Genomic DNA, 17,251 nt, shown 5'->3' on the forward strand with positions numbered 1-17,251 from the left:
CCGTCGAAGTCAGTAAACGCTAACACACCTTCCAGGCGGTACTTTTCTTCAACCTGTTCACCGTTATTTCGAATTTTATCGAACACTTGCAAAACAAACTTACTGTCTAGCTCGTTTTTCATGTTCCCCTCCTCGCAATTCCATATATGTTTTGTACTGCACGCTGCGAGAAATAGATCGATGCAGCGTGTAGGAAAAAACCTAGTTGAAATTATAGCGAATACCCAAAGAGATCATACTGGTGTCGAAGCCATCCTTGCCGCGCATATATTCCGCTTCAAGGCGTACAAACGTTTTGGTTGCCACATAGTAGTCAAATCCCAAACCGATAATACCGGCCGCGATGCCTTCGTCGAACTGACACAAGGTTTGTCCGTTTACAGCCCCCACTGCTGCACCAAACTTACATTGCCCGTCTGCTGAGAGCTCTTGTGCCTGGACGTCAACATTTGCAGCCCCTAAACGATAAAAAAGTTCGCCGACCGCATGCGATGCCTTTCCGACGACTCCCAGATACAGCCCATTGGCCTGAACACCCAACGTGGAATAATCGCTCTTGGTGTCGATGTCTGCAAATTGAATAAAGCCCGCTTCTACATACCATTGCCGGTGAAATTCATGACCCAGAATCAGTTTATAACCAAACGACTCTTCTGCGGTATTGCTGTACTCTAAATCGGTATAACCAGCACTCACAACGCCGTACATTTTTTCAATCGCGACAGCAGATTGAGACATCAGTCCGCCAGCAATAATTATTGCAATACTTGCTATTTTCATACTTCACATTCCATTTTGACAGTCATGCTGTTCTGTCTCACTGCCAGTTATTCAGTTTCAGATATCCATGCTGTGATATCAGAAGAAATACTCTACGTTGATTTCAATATGATCGTCACGACGCACAAAGAAATACGGGTCTGTTTGTGACTGAGTGGAAAAGAAATAACCGTTTAGCGTCCACTTCCAGTTGTCTGTCATACGGCTCGACGCTTCCACAAACGCACTGTACGTTTCCATGTCATCCAGATCCTGAACATAGCCCATCAGCACCTCGGTACTATCCGGATCATTCCATATCCACCGCACGCCAACCATTAAGTCGTTTTGAGCCGGCACAAAAAAACTGGCATCACGCTCATCGTATTGATACTCGGCCAGCCATCCGATGTCATACACCGAATCAAAAATGCCGACACTGGTGTATTCAAACCCAGCCACTGCGGCCACGAAACTTTGCGTGTTGCTCTTGCGATGGATTGCCTCAAACTTGTACAACACCGCACCATTGACCCAAAGCAGATCTGCACCAACCTGTTGCATTTGTTCATAGTAAGGGCGCAGGACCAGATCATTTGTTTCAAGCCCCCCCTCAACAATCAGTTGTGGCTCTCGATTCGTGCCGTCAAAATATGACAACCCGACTTCCCAGTCGCCAAGGGTTTGTTGCCAGCGCACGGCGTAATCCAGGTTCGATTGTTCGTCTTCTGACTCATACACAGCATTGTCATTGCTAATTGGCACTATTGGGCGCAAACGACCTTCTGCCCCGGCAAACGTGCGCTCGCGGAAATACGGCAGCACATAGACGCTGACTGCGCCACTTTCCATCAGGTAAGAGGCACTTAGCATAGGTTGTCCAAGCTTCTCCTCACCATCAACCCGCTCGACGGAGTCGGTTTGATTGATCACATCAACCAAGTGAACCGACTCGGTCTGGCCCCAAAATACTTTGCCAATCCCAGCGCGCAATTCATAGCTATCGGAGGCATGCAGCCACATTAACTCCCGAATATCGGCATGCGTTCGCTCAGAGTCATACTGGTCTGCGCGAACAAAGGGCTTAAACGTCAGGCTGTCATAGCCGTCGTTCCAACTCATAAACACTTCGGGTAACAAAGTAACCGACGTTTGGGCACGTTGCTGTCCAGGAAAGAGCGGATCCTGTAAAAAATACCGCTGCTCGATTGTTGCGGTTCCGCTGTATTCAATATCTGCCTGTGCGATGGGTGTGAACGCACCGCAACACAGTGCAATAAATGGAAGTAACTGACGCATGAACTATCGGGCCCTCTTCAGACTGTCTTTGTCTAAATCGCTATCTTTCAACCCGGTTTTGAATTCAATTTCATTAATAAACATTGCGGTACTTTTCCCTGTCTGCTCATTAAACATCTCTGAAGTATGCGGACGCCAGTACTGATCGAGATACAACTCGTAGTCTTCTAAGATCAGGGTTTTCAGCAAATCCCCTTTTTTATCGAAGAAGTCCATCTTTAATAACCGGTAGTGTTCCTGGTCGATAAACGCGAGCTGCTTTGAATAACCCGAAAATTTGTCGACAGGTGTTTGTTCCACCACAAATACCGATTGACCGTCAAATTCGTCATCGCGAAGGTAATTGAACGTGTATTTTTCTAATTCAAAGGACGCCATGTCCTCGTAAGCAAACTCGCTGCTCATGAATGGCCCGGACTTATTTTGCGACGCAATGCGTTTCACCCGCTTCACTTTGGGCAGGTACATCCATTGATCGTCAGGCGTTAAAGTATTTGAAAAGCTGAGAAACGCCGCACCTTTCACGTCTGCCGGCGAATCAAATACAGTCAGGGATTTGTCTCCCTCGTCAGCCCGTTCCAACGTATACACGCGCAATTCACGCTCTGATTCTTTACCCCGCGTGTCGCGAAGCACCATGGTGGTAGACGCCACTGTGTCTTCCCAGCCCGAATTGCGTGCTTTTCGCTCCGTTGCAATTCGTAAACCTTCGGCTTCATCAGCAATAACCGTTGACGTAGCCACGCTGGTAAAACAAATCGCCAGCAAAGTGCGCGCAAACACTCGTCCGAATTTAGTCATAGGTAATTCCTTCTTATTATGATGATGCCACTATACCCATTGACAGCGTAAAGCACCATCGCATCATAGTAATTCGATGTCACTCAACATCACCCATTGTTTTTCACTCGTCTCAGTGTAGCCCAGAGTGCCGGAAACAGGGGCTTTGCGCGGGCGTTGTATCGGAAACTTTCCGAAGCCCTATTGAATAACGTTTATTTTTTGCACTCTTTTTCTGTTTCTGCCGTAGTGGTAAGTGTCTGATTTTTCGTATCAGATTTACAAGCGCGGCTAATAAAATCCTACATTCTTCATATTTTTCAACAAATTAACAATAAATTTGCAAAATAAAAAAAAGGATGTAGTATTAGCTTCACACAACTGGTCAGATGAGCGGATGAGTTATGAGTATCAGAACAAGTTTGAAGAAAGTTTTACCTCCAATTTCAATTACAGAACAGGAAGCACTGGACGCCGGTGATATTTGGCTGGAGTCGTCTATTTATCGCGGTCTGCCTGATATGGAGGCGTTACGTGCAGTTCCTCAAGCCAAGCTGAGTGCTGACGAGCAGGCATTCCTTGATGGCCCTGTACAGAAACTGCTGGAAATGATCGATGATTTTGAATTAGGCAATTCAAAACACATCCCTCAGCACGTGCTGGATTTCCTGGGCGAGAATCGTTTCTTTTCAATGATCATTCCGAAGAAATTCGGTGGTCTGGAGTTCAGCCCTTACGCGAACTCTACTATTGTAGCGACTATCGCCGCTAAGAGTGGCGCACTGGCAGTTACCGTAATGGTGCCTAACTCGTTAGGCCCGGGTGAACTGTTAATGCACTACGGCACAAAAGAGCAGCAAGACTACTGGTTGCCTCGTTTGTCTGTAGGTAAAGATATTCCATGTTTCGCACTTACCAGCCCGGAAGCAGGGTCAGATGCCGGCGGCATTCCTGACGCAGCAATCGTGACCAAAGGTCAATGGGAAGGTAAAGAAGTTATCGGCTTAAAAGTAAGCTGGGACAAGCGTTACATCACACTGGCACCAATCGCAACAGTACTGGGTCTGGCTTTCAAAGTATTCGACCCGGACCAGTTACTTGGCGACAAGTTAGAACTGGGTATTACCTGTGCTTTATTACCTAAGTCACACCCAGGTGTGCAACTGGGTAATCGTCACGACCCAATGGGCGTACGTTTCTATAACGGTACAACACGTGGTACTGATGTATTTATCCCAATGGATTTCATCATTGGTGGACAGAAGAACATTGGCCGCGGCTGGCAGATGCTGGTTAGCTGTTTAGGTGCAGGTCGTGGTATCTCATTACCAGCGATGGGTACGGCAACAGCGCAAAGCGCACTGAAATCGACTGCTGAGTACGCGTTTGTTCGCGAACAGTTTGGTCTGCCAATTGGTCGTTTTGAAGGTATTCAGGAAAAACTGGCTGAGATCGCGGGTAAAACGTTCCTGTGTGAATCCATGCGTGTACTGACAACCGAAGGCCTGGGTCTTGGACTGAAGCCGTCGGTAGTAACCGCTATTGCGAAATACCACATGACCGAACTTGGTCGAGATGTAATGAACGCAGCGATGGATGTTCAGGCAGGTAAAGCAATTCAACGTGGTCCTCAAAACACGTTGGCTGCAGGGTACTCTGCACTGCCGATTGCCATCACGGTTGAAGGGGCAAATATCCTTACCCGTAACCTGATGATTTTCGGTCAGGGCGCGATGCGATGCCACCCATACCTGAAAGAAATGGTTGACTTGATCCACAGCAACGATAAGAAGGCTGATGGTGAGTTTAACAAAGTACTGCGCAAAACAGTGGGCTTTAGTGTTGGCAATGCATTCCGCAGCCTGTTCAAGAGCTATCTGCCGTTTACTCGCGGTGCGCAATCGAGTCTGCCTGAAGTACGCAAGTACGAGAAGCGCCTGAACGCCCTGTCGGCAAAATTAGCGCCTATGGCTGACTTGTCGCTGGCTGTACTGGGTGGCGATCTGAAGAAAGCGGAATTGTTGTCTGCACGTCTGGGCGACATCATGAGCTACCTGTACGGTGCAATGGCGTCAATTCGTTTCTACGAGCAGCGCATTGAAGACCGTCAGCAAGCCAAACCGTACTTTGACTACGCTATGCAGTGGTCTTTACAGCAGGCTGAACAAGCGCTGGTTAACTTTGTTCGCAACTTCCCGAACACAGCGACTCGCGGTTTGATGCGCTTACTGACCTCTACGTACAGCGGCAGTGTAAGTACTATCAGCGATGACCTGATTCGTGAGTTGTCATTGGCAGCACTGCAAGACAACAGCGTAAAAGCGCAGTTGACTCACCTTGTGAAAACAACGCCAAACGATGGTAACGACATCAACGAGCAAGCGTTCAAGGCTAAGCATGCTGTACTGCCATTACTTGGCAAAGTACAAAAAGCCTTGCGTAAAGAGCCTGTTGTACCGTTCTTATCGTTTGAACACGCATTGAACAAGTTGCAGGAGCGCGGTGTAATTACTGCTGAAGACGCGGTAGCACTGCACGATTACAACGAGAAACGCAAACTGGCGATTCGCGTGGATGAATTTACGTTTGATTTGGAATTACTTTCCTCTGAAGACACAGCGTCAGAAACAAAAGACGCAGCCTAATCCGTACTCAATAAGTACCTGTTTGCCGGACGGTTCGCCGTCCGGCTTTTTTTTATCTGCCAAAACCTCAGGTTAAGGCAATAGCTCGCTTTGCTGCCGCTGGCGAATGGTTAAAACTTTACTATGCTTAACCCTAGGCACCAGACCTGTTCCTGGCCACTTAAAGCACATGCCCCACTAAACAGGGTTTCTCACCGGAAGTAGAAAGAACAAGCATGCAGCAAGTCCCAAAACTCTCCAGACTCAGTACAGTTAATCAGGACGTGGTGGAATTACTTTATTCCAATGTGTTTAACGGCCTGGCCATTACGTTGTTAAGTATTAGTGCTATCACTTTCGGGTTTGATTCTGGCAGCGCCCAATACACCAAACAAGTCATTTGGGCAGTAATGCTGGTGCTTTTACTGATAAGAGCGCTCGACGGGGCTTATTGGTTTGTAAAGTTGAAGCACGCACCCTACTCACCGCGAGCGCCTTTTTACCGTTTTTGTGCCGGTTCGCTTGTGACTGCCGTGCTATGGGCGGCGTTTGGTATAGCTATATTTCCAACCTTGTCGACCCTTGAAGTCGCGTCCACCATGATCATCATGTCGGCTATGGCCGGGGGCGCGGCAACTGTTTTAGCGCCCAGCCTGCCCTTGGTTATAACCTACACCACCATTATGGTTGTGCCCATGTCAATGCGTGCAATCTACGACTTCCGAGATGAATACAATATGCTTGGATTCCTTGGCATGCTGTTCTGGCTGTCAATGTGTGGCGCGGCTAGCCGAGCCAATATATTTATACTCAGAGCGATCGAGATAAAGCACAAAAATGATGAACTCGTCGAACTCATGCGCAAGGAACAAAATGAAGTAACACGAGTAAACAAACAGCTGCTTGAGTCAAACCAGAAACTTGATACAGCCAACAATACCCTTGAAAAAGAAGTGCTACGGCGAACCAAAACAATCCACCAGCTATCCAATCTGGACCCACTCACCGGCTTGATGAATCGAACCGCTTTTATGCAACACTTTGAGGGAATGATTGAGCAGTCATTACAAAGTAGTAGCCAATTGGCCATTCTTTTCATTGACCTGGATGGGTTTAAACAAATTAACGACAGTTTTGGTCATGAAATCGGTGACGCTGCACTGGAGCAGGCCGCCAAACAACTGAGTCAGTTTTGCGATAGCCAGTGTGTAGGGCGTTGGGGCGGTGACGAATTCATTATGGTGTTGCCCTACGCCGATGAAGAGACCGCTATCGCGGTGGGTCAGGCCGTGCGACGCAGTCTGACTAATATCCAACACGTTAACGGCAATGATGTCAGTCTGGGAGCAACCATAGGGATAGCCATTTACCCTGACCACAGTAAAGACGCGGCAACGCTGGTACAACTGGCTGATCTCACCATGTACCACCACAAGCGGGCGACGCCTGGCGTTGTCGGCGTATTTTCCAGCTTGCTGTACGATAAACTCAACGAAGAGCAGCGCCTTCGTGACGGCTTGCGTCAGGCTATTCAGCGGCAGCAATTTCACGTCGTTTATCAGCCTATCGTGAATGCGAATGACAGTAGTTTATGGGCCGTCGAAGCATTGGCCAGATGGCAATTTAACGACCAATGGATAAGCCCGGCACTGTTTATTCCGCTGGCCGAAAAAACCGGGATTATCCACGATATCGGCAATTGGGTTTTACACCGCGCTTGTATTGATACTGCGCAATGGCCCGATGACACTCTGGCGGTGTCAGTCAATGTGTCGGTGCTGCAAATGCTCAGCGATTCCTTTATTCGCCAGGTCGACCAGGCCATCAATAGCTCCGGACTGGCACCGCACCGGTTGCATTTAGAGGTAACGGAGTCCATCTTCGCCGACGACATGGCTATTCTGACAGACCGCATTGCCGCGCTCAAAGCCCGCCATATTAATATTGCCATTGACGATTTCGGCACCGGTTTTTCGTCTCTCAGCCTGTTACAGGCACTGGACTTTGATCTGTTGAAAATTGATCGGGCATTCATTCAACAAATCACTGACGGCAATGACACTATCGTTCGTGCCACGTTATTAATGGCAAAAGAATTCGGTTGCCGCACGGTTGCCGAAGGTATAGAGACCACCCAACAAGCTGAAGTACTCACTGCCATGGGGGTCGATTGCTTGCAAGGTTACCTATTTGCCAAACCCCTAGAGAAAAAAGCACTGTTAAAGTGGTACACTGACCGAACTGGCTAAATAACCATTAATAAACGACAGCAGCATGGCACAATTGTATTTCTACTATTCGGCAATGAATGCCGGTAAATCTACCTCCTTACTTCAGTCCGCCTATAACTACAAAGAAAGAGGAATGCGGGCAATCATCTTCACCGCCGCGGTTGATGACAGATACGAAGTGGGCAAAGTCACATCGCGTATTGGGTTGCAGGCCGATGCACAGCTCTATCGCTCCGATGACAACCTGTACCAGGCAATATCATTACTCCACAACGAAAAGCCCCTCGACTGCGTATTTATTGATGAAGCCCAGTTCCTTACCAAAACACAGGTATCTGAGCTCATTGAAGTGGTCGATGAACTGGATATCCCGGTATTGGCCTATGGTCTTCGCACCGACTTCCTCGGTGAGACATTCGAAGGCAGCCATTACCTGCTGGCGTGGGCCGACAAGCTGTTTGAACTCAAAACAGTATGTTACTGCGGGCGCAAAGCTAACTTCGTGGTCAGACTCGACGAAAGTGGCAACGCCGTCACCAGCGGAAATCAGGTCGAAATCGGGGGTAATGATCGCTACGAATCCATGTGCCGGAAACACTTCAAGGCACTGGTCTGGGATCGACAGGAATAAACTATTCCCCCTGTTAATCACCTTAAATATTATTTATGCTAACTTGTCCCCATTGACGCCACCCTGAACATTCAGCGACAGTGAGCTTTCACGTTGACTGCTGAATGCTCGATATCGTCACGGGTAATAACGCCGCATGCGGTAGATACAAGTCTAAAAGGAAGCATAGGTATGGTTTTACACAGGATTTCACAGCTGGTTGCAGGTTTATCACTCTGCGCTGTCACCGCGTGCGCGGCTTCTAACCCCACTTCGTCTCAGCTGAACCAACTCGATTCAGTTATCGACAACGCGCTTACTACATTTCACACACCAGGCATGTCGGTGGGCGTAATACACAACGGCAAAGTGCTGTATGCCAAGGGCCGGGGATACCGTCACCTCAACAACAAGCAGCCCGTTAACGCTGACACTCTGTTTCGACTAGCCTCGACGTCAAAGGCATTTACTGCTGCGGCACTGGCTCTCGCCATCGACGAATTTGATTTAAGCTGGAAAACCCGGGTTACCGACATACTTCCCGAATTCCAAATGCAGGATCCCTGGGTAACCAGAGAATTTACCTTGCTGGATCTCCTGACCCACCGCTCAGGGCTCGGCGGTGGCGCCGGTGACAGCATGCTTTGGCCGGAACCCAGCGGCTTTTCCCGTACAGAGATTATTCATAATTTGCGCTACCTGACGCCCGTTAGTAGCTTTCGCAGTGAATATGCTTACAGTAATGTTATGTACATTACCGCGGGCGAGGTGGTCGCTGCGCTTTATCAAAAGCCTTACGCTCAGGTGATTCAGGAAAAATTCTTTACGCCTCTGGACATGCAGTGTTTCGCCGGCGACCTGACCGATGCCGCACTCAACAATGTCGCTATGAGCTATGGCCATAACGACGAGCGGGGTATTTACGCGATTCCACGCAACAGCATCGATGGGCGTGAGCTTGTGTCTGCTGCGGCTGGCGGCATTGTGTGTAACGCCAATGACATGCTCAAGTGGCTGCAAATGTGGTTAGACAAGGGTTCATCACCCGACGGGCAGCAAATCCTGACACCGGCCCAAATCGAATCCCTTCAGCAGGCCTATACGGTATTGCCGGTATCTGACACCGACGAAGAATGGGATGGCACCTTATTTAAGTCCTACGCACTTGGCTGGCGTCTGTCGGATGTGTCCGGGATTAAAGTCATTTCTCATACCGGCACTTTGTCTGGATATCAGGCTTATGTGGCACTCGTCCCTGAGTTAAATTTAGCGGTCGCAGTACTTAACAATGGTTCAAATTACGGTGCCCGTGGTGCTGTAATGCAGCATATTCTGAAATCATTTATTAGTCCGTCAGATAAACAAGACTGGGTTCAACGCTATGTAGACTATCAGGATGAACGAGAGCAACGCTATCTGGCGAATTTTGCCCCGCCGACGGGCTCTGGCGACGTTATTTTAGATCCCATTGCCTACGCAGGAGAGTTTGCCGATACCTGGTTCGGAACCTTGTCGATAACCAGTAAGGCCGATACATTACGCATTGCCTCTGAAAAAATGCCCATGTTAACAGGCTCGCTGGAACCCTTTGAAGACCATACTTTTGTAATACGCTGGGACAATCAAAATGCCGCCAGTGATGCCTTCATTCACTTTGACGTGAACACACAGCGGCAGGTTACTGGTTTCTCTCTATATCCGTTTACCAACAAAACCAGAGAGAATCACGAATATCGTGACATGTACTTCACGGCCAAAGATTCAGAAAATTAATTACATTGATAGATTTTAATTAATTTAACAAAACACAGATGCGCTCTATGCTTTACCCATCAATCACAAGGAGAGCGCATCATGGCGACATTCATTAAACAGATCATTAGTAAACCAACAACAAAGGGCACATCTGGTAAACCTGTCGAGTGTAACTACAGTAATAACTACTATGGCGATCAGGTATGCAGGCCTGCCAACCCGGCTGCGACTGATAACCGCTAAGCATTAACCTCAATCACGGTCATTCAGTCGTAGACAAACAGCGGTAAAACCCGCTATTCTGGGAAAGTGAGTCTAACGACTTTAGGTGAGCGGGTGCTATTGTGCTGCCCAACCAGGTACATGGCACCCGATTCATCTTTCACTTGTGTTCCGAAAAACAAAAAACCATCCAGTTCTGGCATGGGGTATGACACGGTCGTACCACTCACCGTTTCATAAATTAGCCATTCAGGCACACTGCCCCGGCGCCGGCTCGCGCCCATCACAAATTGTTCGCCGTCAATACTGAACAAACTGGGAATATTCGCTTCTCCGGCAGGATTAAAAAAGCCGATTTTCTGTAACTTTTCGTCCTTACTGCCCTCAGCTCGCAAGTGAAATAGTTGCCCTTTGTGCAGCGTAAAGAACACATCGCCGTTTTTCATTGTTGTGTACCCAACAATCCCCCGATACGATGACATGTCTTTGTCAACGTACTCAGGTAAAGCAAACTCGTGTACCACATTCAGGTTGTGGTCCAGTTCAGCCAACATGGGGACAAACCCTTGTTCATTTCCCGCCGGACTTAGTTTAGGCACATAAATATGCCCTTCACCGTCCACCAGTATTTGCCTCGACACGTGGCCCGGCACTGCCCCCACTTCGGTTTTGTTCACCCGCCCGGTCAATGTGTCGAACTGATACAGCACATGTCCCCAGTAACCCAGCGCATAGACATAGTGACCATCTGTATTGATGGCAATTAAGGCTTCAGGCGTCTTTAACAGATGTTCCCAGTGCTTTGCTATTGGATCAAAGCGCCATAAATGTCCACCCCAGGTTGGCAGCCTGGTATCGCTCTCCCCTTCCTCGTCGAAACTGGTAAAGTAGACCAAGCCATCAGCTGCGGTAACAAACTGGCTATGGATTTTACCCTGACTGGCAAGCGTTTGTGCGAGCTGATGTTGTTTGAGGGCTTGCATTATATTACCGAGACTCTCTATGTTTTGGCTGTCCGGTTGCCATCGCAACATACTGGCACTTCGGGACTCTCCATAGGATTCAGACAACCCTACATAAATGTTACCTGACCTATCCCGGCCTACTGCCCCCCATGACACATCACTACTTCCCACTTTCGGTAACAATACCTCCTGCACCTGAGGCGCTTTGAAATGACGGGGGCTTGCTGTGAAAAAAGGGCCACTGTCTAACCTTATCGGCGCAAAACCACCCTGGCTAACACTTTGCAAATCTGACGACCCGGTACTCTCGACATCGGCTAACCAGCCATATCCTGCCAATGCGACAACTGCGACTAAAAAAAGTAAGACAACGTACCTCATTTACAGCTCTCCTTTTCATTACAACGTGTCGCAGTTTACCGGCCTGAAACGGCGCGCTCAGCCTATTGAGCCTTAATTGAAAATAACAGACGACGTGAAATCAATAAGCTAGCAAAATTACTTATCACTTCACAACAAAAAATCGATGAAATATCAGTCGATTTACTCGATTTATTCAGGACTTAAGCTACGCTTATTAACATTCATTAACATCATGGGCTCCCCAGCCTTTTATACGGTTAGAAAAAACCACAACAACGGCAGCTTAACGTGTATTTTTTGTTAACACAGCCGCGCCTCATGTAAAAAAATATCGACTCAAAACCCTGCCGATTTTGTATGACTTAATCGAAAAAATCTAAATCCATTAAGTATCTACCTAATAATCACATAAACCATAACCATTACTGTTAATTTTATTTTCTTAATTGATTAAGAAAATTACTTGACCTGAGCGCAAGCATTAACTATTGTTAACATCGATGTAACAAGCTTACGTAGATATTTATCTGACTTAGGGCACTAAAACATGAAAACCAAACACATATTCAAACCTGCGATTTTGTCACTTGCTGTGACGTCTGCCATGTATACTGGCCAGACGTTTGCACAGGAAGACAATGGCGCAACAGATCAAAACGTTGAAGTGATTGCGGTAAAAGGTATCCGCGGTTCACTTATGCGTGCTCAGGCGATCAAGATGGACAACACATCAATCGTCGAAGCAATCTCTGCGGAAGACATTGGTAAGCTTCCGGACTCTTCAATTGCAGAATCACTGGCGCGTCTGCCAGGTCTTGCCGGTGAACGTGTAGGCGGTCGTACGTCAGGTATCTCTGTACGTGGCTTTAAAGAAGACTTTACGGGTACATCACTAAACGGCCGTGAATTAATCGGTATTGGTGATAACCGAGGCGTAGAATACGATTTGTATCCGTCAGAAATCATGACCGGCGCCACAATTTACAAATCCACTGAAGCCGATCTGGTCGTTCAGGGCATTGGTGGTACCGTCGATCTGCAAACCGTTCGTCCTCTGGCAGCAGAAGAAACCCTCACGTTAACTGGCGTGTATGAAATGGGTGGCAACGACTCTGACAACCCTGAGTTCACTAACACGGGTAAGCGTTACGCTCTGTCTTTTGTAGAGAAGTTTGCCGACGACACAATTGGTTTAGCCGTCGCCCTGGCTACTACCGAATCACCTCGTAACGAACGTAAATATGGCGTTTGGGGTTACAACGCGAACGACGCAGGCCAAATTTTGCCTTCAGGTTTGGACACTCAGGCAATCAGCCGCGTGTTAGACCGTGATACTATCTCAGCTATCCTGCAATTCCGTCCTACCGACGATTTGGACATTGTTGTTGATGCACTAAGCATCGATTACTCTGACTCTGGTGTAATCCGTGGTTTCATCGAACCCTTCAACGCCGATCCAGACTCGTTGGCTGGCAGTGGAATCAATGCTTCAGGTACCCAGGTTGGTGCCAACCCGGTATTGCGTACTGACCCGGCTCAAAAAGACGGTGAACTGCAAACCTTCGGCCTGAACGTTAAGTACAACATTGATGAAAACTGGTCAGTGATGCTGGATGCAGCAAACAGCCAGTCTGAAAAGCGCGATCTTCGCGGTGAATCCTATGCTGGTCTGGCCCGTAACGGCGCCATCGACGAATTTGGTACCCGTGACTTCCAAATGAGTTCTGACGGCGTGTTCTTTACCGGTAGTACTGGTCTGGGTGCGTTTGCTGATGCGTCTCAACTGCAACTGACCGGCCCACAACAGTGGGGTGGTGGTATGGCGAATATCGCTGACCAATTCGCGTCAGACGTGAACACTGTATTTACCGACGCAGACGGTAACCCGGTTCCATTCAGCTACCTGAATGCACAGGACGGCTTCCTCAACTACGCTGATTTCGAAGAAGAGCTAACTACAGTTCGCCTGGAAACAGAAGGTTATGTCGAGTGGGGCGTAATCAATAAAGCGACCTTTGGTATTTACTACAGCGATCGCTACAAAATGAAAGACAACAAGGGCTTCTTTGCTACTGCGTCGTCTTATCCGTATTCAGAATCAATTCCAAGCGAGTACCTGTACAACGGTCTGGCTGACCTGACCTGGGCTGGTTTGGGTATGGTTGTTGCGTACAACGGTTTTGCCCCTTACCGCGACGGCGAGTACACGCTGAATGACGCGGGTCTGCTTGAGCCGGATCGTTTAGGTGACAGCTACGAGGTTAACGAAGAAGTCACTACCCTTTACGCTAAGTTTGATTTCGAAACTGAAATCGGTGACTTCCCGGTAATGGGTAACTTTGGTGCTCAATACGTCAGTACTGACCAGTCATCAACGGGTTACCTGGGTATTGTCGGCTCAAACTTCGCGGTATGTGACGACGACAATAATGGTGTTGTTGACGCAGACTGTGTGCTTTCTGGTGGTGACTCTTACAGCCACTTCCTGCCTAGCCTGAACCTGAGTGTTGAAGTAGGTGACAACCGCTACGTGCGTTTCGCAGCGAACAAAACCATCAGCCGTGCTCGCGTAGACCAAATGAAAGCCTCGGGTTTTGTTAAGTTCGACCAGAACATTGACCTGATTGCTATCCCGAATACGGAAGCAGACGTAGAACAGTATGGTACGCCATGGTCTAAGTTCCAGGGCAACCCAACACTGCGCCCACTGGAAGCGAATAACTTCGACCTGTCTTTCGAAAACTACTTCGAAGACGAAGGTTATGTGTCGTTGGCATTGTTCTACAAAGACCTGGTTAACTGGACAGATGATGCCCGTGACCTGATCAACTTTACCAATGATACTACCAACGATGGTGCGAACTACTTTATTCCAGGGTTCCACGACCGTATCATTCAAACATCTGGCCTGTATGGTCCGGCTAACGTTGCCTATGAAGCTGGCGACCTGGCTACACCACCAGACTTCGGTTACTTCTCATACTTCCAGGACGGCCTGAAAGGTGAAGTGAAAGGTGCTGAAATTACTGCAAACATTCCACTGGGTGGCTTTGTTGACGCACTGGAAGGCTTTGGTGTTGCAGCCTCTGCAACCTTTATCGATGCAGAGTTAGACAACGGTAGCCCAATTCCTGGTCAGTCTGACGAAGTACTGTCAATCACTGCCTACTATGAAATGGATGGTTTTGAAATTCGTATCGCGGCTACAGACCGCTCTGAGTTCTCAACCTACCAGCGTGGTGGCTCTAACAAGATTGACACTGCAACGCGTGATGCTATTACTGTTGTGGATGCGCAAATCAGCTATGACTTCGAAGGTAGCGGTATTGAGTACCTGGAAGGTCTGCGTATTTCACTGCAAGGCGTTAACCTGACCGACGAGAAAGAAGAGACTATCGACAGCAACGGTATCGTTACCCTGCGTCGTGAATTCGGTCCTTCATACATGTTGAACTTCAACTACTCGTTCTACTAAGCAAGACCTCAGGCCCCGCTGTTTCAGCGGGGCTTTTTACTTTTCTTTGTAATTCATTTTGCTTTTGGCGCTGACTCCGCTAGAGTCAAAAGCACAGTGAATTAAATCAGTCAGTGAGCGGTTTGCTCCCAGGCACCCATCATTCAGCCTGCTCTTCGCATTCTCCTCATCTCGACACCGTGGTAACGCAATACAGGAAAACCAATGCCGCAAACTATTCAAAATGTTGTGATTGCAGGCGGGGGAACCGCAGGTTGGATGACCGCAGCACTGCTTCGCAGGGTCCTCTCCCCTACTATTCGAATTGAACTTGTTGAGTCGGAACAGATTGGCATTGTGGGCGTGGGCGAAGCGACGATCCCGCCCATTCAGACCTTTAATCAGTTTCTCGGTATCGACGAAAAAGCCTTTCTGCGCGAAACACATGCCACTATTAAACTCGCGATTAAGTTTGAAAACTGGAAAACCCAGGGTGACAGTTACTACCACACCTTTGGCGCACCCGGCACGACCATGGGCTTTTGCAGCTTTCACCATTACTGGCTGAAAGCCAAACAAGCCGGTCTGGCACAATCCCTGTGGGATTTCGACCTCAATTATTTGAGCTGTCAGCAAGGCAAATTCAATAAAATCAATACCCCAAACCCGCTCTATGAAATGCAGTACGCTTACCATTTCGACTCTGCGTTATACGGACAGTTTTTACGCAAGACAGCCGAGCAAGCCGGTGTAGTGCGGACAGAAGGTATCATTGAACACGTTCAGCAGGACCCGGACAGCGGTTTTATAACGGCGCTGCAACTCACTAACGGCAAGCAGATCCAGGGCGATTTATACATTGACTGTACGGGGTTACGCGGCCTGCTTATTCAGCAAGCGCTGGGCGTAAGCTATGAGGACTGGAGCCACTGGTTACCCGCAGACAGCGCACAAGCTGTACCCAGTGAGCGTTTCGACAAAACGCTACCCTACACACGCAGCATCGCCCATCGGGTTGGCTGGCAATGGCGTATTCCTCTTACACACCGCAATGGCAATGGTATTGTCTATTCCTCGCAATACCTTAGCGATGATGAAGCAGGTCAGACACTGCTGAATAACCTGGACACAAAAGCGCTCGATACTCCGCGTACCATTCGCTTTAAAACCGGGCGAACCGACCAGCAATGGTGTAAAAACGTGGTGGCCATCGGGTTATCCAGCGGCTTCCTTGAGCCTTTGGAGTCTACCAGTATTCACCTGATTCAGTCGGGTATTGTGCGATTGATGAAAATGTTCCCGAATCAGGGCATCTCTCAGGCCATGGTGGATTTATACAATGCCGAGTCCAAAGATGAATTTGAAACCATCCGCGACTTTATCATTCTTCACTATCATGTGAATCAGCGGGACGATTCTGATTTTTGGCGCGACATGCGCAACATGGCTATCCCAGACCGTCTGGCACAAAAAATAGCTGCCTTTGAAGACACCGCGGCTATATTTAATGAACAGAGCGACATCTTCCGCGACGCATCCTGGGTGCAGGTGATGATGGGGCAAGGCCTTGATCCGAAGGACTACCACCCTGCTGCCGATGCCATGGACAACGCCCAGCTTATGGACGCCATGCAGCAAATCTACAAAGCCAAACAACAGCCTCTGGACAAACTGATGAACCACGACGAGTTCATTAAGCGGTACACCGCATGAATGCCAGCCCGCTGAACATTGTTATTGTCGGGGGCGGTACTGCCGGATGGATGGCCGCAAACCTACTGGCCAAACGCTGGCAGCACAAGGCTGTTAGTGTCACTTTGGTAGAATCACCGGATATCGGCATCATCGGTGTCGGTGAAGGGTCAACGCCCACGTTAAAACGCTTCTTTGAAGACATGAACATTGCTGAATCTGACTGGATGGGAGCCTGTAACGCCACCTATAAAGTCAGTATTCAGTTTGATGGCTGGAGCCCTGAATCCGGGGTTAGTAGCTATGCTCACCCGTTTATCAGCCAGTTAGATACCTTTAGCGAACGGCCTTTTTATGTCAATTGTCTGACCCGCCGTATGGGACTCGATGTTAACGTCACGCCAGGCGACTTCCTGTTTAACGGCTGGCTGGCAAAGCACAAACGCTCACCTCAAACCCCGGCGAATTTCCCGTTTCGGATTGAATACGGCTATCAT

General features: G+C 48.5%; 13 protein-coding genes. 8 read left to right on the forward strand and 5 right to left on the reverse strand.

What is annotated here, in order from left to right; translation table 11 throughout:
- The 4 genes from AC4MRN_RS12250 to AC4MRN_RS12265 all read right to left on the reverse strand — a co-directional run.
- A partial coding sequence (locus AC4MRN_RS12250) for a DUF3081 family protein (RefSeq protein WP_491203434.1) occupies positions 1–122 on the reverse strand: 122 nt, incomplete at its 3' end.
- 79 nt (positions 123–201) lie between these two features.
- Positions 202–780, reverse strand: a complete 579-nt coding sequence (locus AC4MRN_RS12255) for an outer membrane beta-barrel protein (protein ID WP_491203426.1) — start codon at positions 778–780, stop codon at positions 202–204.
- 78 nt (positions 781–858) lie between these two features.
- Positions 859–2,058 (reverse strand): hypothetical protein, encoded by a 1,200-nt coding sequence (locus AC4MRN_RS12260; protein WP_491203427.1) that lies wholly within the window; start codon positions 2,056–2,058, stop codon positions 859–861.
- Between the two features lie 3 nt (positions 2,059–2,061).
- Positions 2,062–2,859 carry an outer membrane lipoprotein-sorting protein gene (locus AC4MRN_RS12265; protein ID WP_491203428.1) on the reverse strand — a complete coding sequence of 266 codons (798 nt, stop codon included), beginning with the start codon at positions 2,857–2,859 and terminating at the stop codon, positions 2,062–2,064.
- A gap of 383 nt (positions 2,860–3,242) precedes the next feature.
- Between AC4MRN_RS12265 and AC4MRN_RS12270 the strand changes: the two genes are divergently transcribed.
- The 5 genes from AC4MRN_RS12270 (at position 3,243) to AC4MRN_RS12290 (ending at position 10,301) form a co-directional block, all read left to right on the forward strand.
- Positions 3,243–5,483, forward strand: a complete 2,241-nt coding sequence (locus AC4MRN_RS12270) for an acyl-CoA dehydrogenase (protein WP_370241274.1) — start codon at positions 3,243–3,245, stop codon at positions 5,481–5,483.
- 215 nt (positions 5,484–5,698) lie between these two features.
- Positions 5,699–7,711, forward strand: coding sequence for a putative bifunctional diguanylate cyclase/phosphodiesterase (locus tag AC4MRN_RS12275; protein WP_491203429.1), 2,013 nt, complete (start codon positions 5,699–5,701; stop codon positions 7,709–7,711).
- A 25-nt stretch (positions 7,712–7,736) separates the two neighbouring features.
- A complete protein-coding gene (locus tag AC4MRN_RS12280; RefSeq protein ID WP_475069665.1) occupies positions 7,737–8,324 on the forward strand; it encodes a thymidine kinase in 588 nt (195 codons plus the stop codon).
- 171 nt (positions 8,325–8,495) lie between these two features.
- Positions 8,496–10,076, forward strand: a complete 1,581-nt coding sequence (locus tag AC4MRN_RS12285; RefSeq protein WP_491055382.1) for a serine hydrolase — start codon at positions 8,496–8,498, stop codon at positions 10,074–10,076.
- Positions 10,077–10,157: 81 nt separating this feature from the next.
- Positions 10,158–10,301, forward strand: coding sequence for a hypothetical protein (locus AC4MRN_RS12290; RefSeq protein ID WP_175555770.1), 144 nt, complete (start codon positions 10,158–10,160; stop codon positions 10,299–10,301).
- 53 nt (positions 10,302–10,354) lie between these two features.
- Here AC4MRN_RS12290 and AC4MRN_RS12295 read toward each other — a convergent pair whose 3' ends face one another.
- On the reverse strand, positions 10,355–11,626 hold the full coding sequence (locus AC4MRN_RS12295; protein ID WP_491203430.1) for an NHL repeat-containing protein: 1,272 nt from the start codon (positions 11,624–11,626) through the stop codon (positions 10,355–10,357).
- Positions 11,627–12,155: 529 nt separating this feature from the next.
- Here AC4MRN_RS12295 and AC4MRN_RS12300 point away from each other — a divergent pair.
- The 3 genes from AC4MRN_RS12300 to AC4MRN_RS12310 form a co-directional block, all read left to right on the forward strand.
- Positions 12,156–15,083: a TonB-dependent receptor gene (locus AC4MRN_RS12300; RefSeq protein WP_491203431.1), complete on the forward strand. Its 2,928-nt coding sequence runs from the start codon at positions 12,156–12,158 to the stop codon at positions 15,081–15,083.
- A 204-nt stretch (positions 15,084–15,287) separates the two neighbouring features.
- Positions 15,288–16,775 carry a tryptophan halogenase family protein gene (locus AC4MRN_RS12305; RefSeq protein ID WP_491203432.1) on the forward strand — a complete coding sequence of 496 codons (1,488 nt, stop codon included), beginning with the start codon at positions 15,288–15,290 and terminating at the stop codon, positions 16,773–16,775.
- On the forward strand, positions 16,772–17,251 hold a 480-nt coding region (locus AC4MRN_RS12310), incomplete at its 3' end, for a tryptophan 7-halogenase (RefSeq protein WP_491203433.1). The genes AC4MRN_RS12305 and AC4MRN_RS12310, both read left to right, overlap by 4 nt.

This window comes from Marisediminitalea sp. (assembly GCF_984433645.1).

Bases quoted from the DNA above. Each gene is read 5' to 3' on its own strand.
- AC4MRN_RS12270 (WP_370241274.1), top strand. From the start codon at position 3,243: ATGAGTATCAGAACAAGTTTGAAGAAAGTTTTACCTCCAATTTCAATT.
- AC4MRN_RS12285 (WP_491055382.1), top strand. From the start codon at position 8,496: ATGGTTTTACACAGGATTTCACAGCTGGTTGCAGGTTTATCACTCTGC.
- AC4MRN_RS12260 (WP_491203427.1), bottom strand. From the start codon at position 2,058: ATGCGTCAGTTACTTCCATTTATTGCACTGTGTTGCGGTGCGTTCACA.
- AC4MRN_RS12295 (WP_491203430.1), bottom strand. From the start codon at position 11,626: ATGAGGTACGTTGTCTTACTTTTTTTAGTCGCAGTTGTCGCATTGGCA.
- AC4MRN_RS12280 (WP_475069665.1), top strand. From the start codon at position 7,737: ATGGCACAATTGTATTTCTACTATTCGGCAATGAATGCCGGTAAATCT.
- AC4MRN_RS12300 (WP_491203431.1), top strand. From the start codon at position 12,156: ATGAAAACCAAACACATATTCAAACCTGCGATTTTGTCACTTGCTGTG.
- AC4MRN_RS12275 (WP_491203429.1), top strand. From the start codon at position 5,699: ATGCAGCAAGTCCCAAAACTCTCCAGACTCAGTACAGTTAATCAGGAC.
- AC4MRN_RS12290 (WP_175555770.1), top strand. From the start codon at position 10,158: ATGGCGACATTCATTAAACAGATCATTAGTAAACCAACAACAAAGGGC.
- AC4MRN_RS12255 (WP_491203426.1), bottom strand. From the start codon at position 780: ATGAAAATAGCAAGTATTGCAATAATTATTGCTGGCGGACTGATGTCT.
- AC4MRN_RS12305 (WP_491203432.1), top strand. From the start codon at position 15,288: ATGCCGCAAACTATTCAAAATGTTGTGATTGCAGGCGGGGGAACCGCA.
- AC4MRN_RS12265 (WP_491203428.1), bottom strand. From the start codon at position 2,859: ATGACTAAATTCGGACGAGTGTTTGCGCGCACTTTGCTGGCGATTTGT.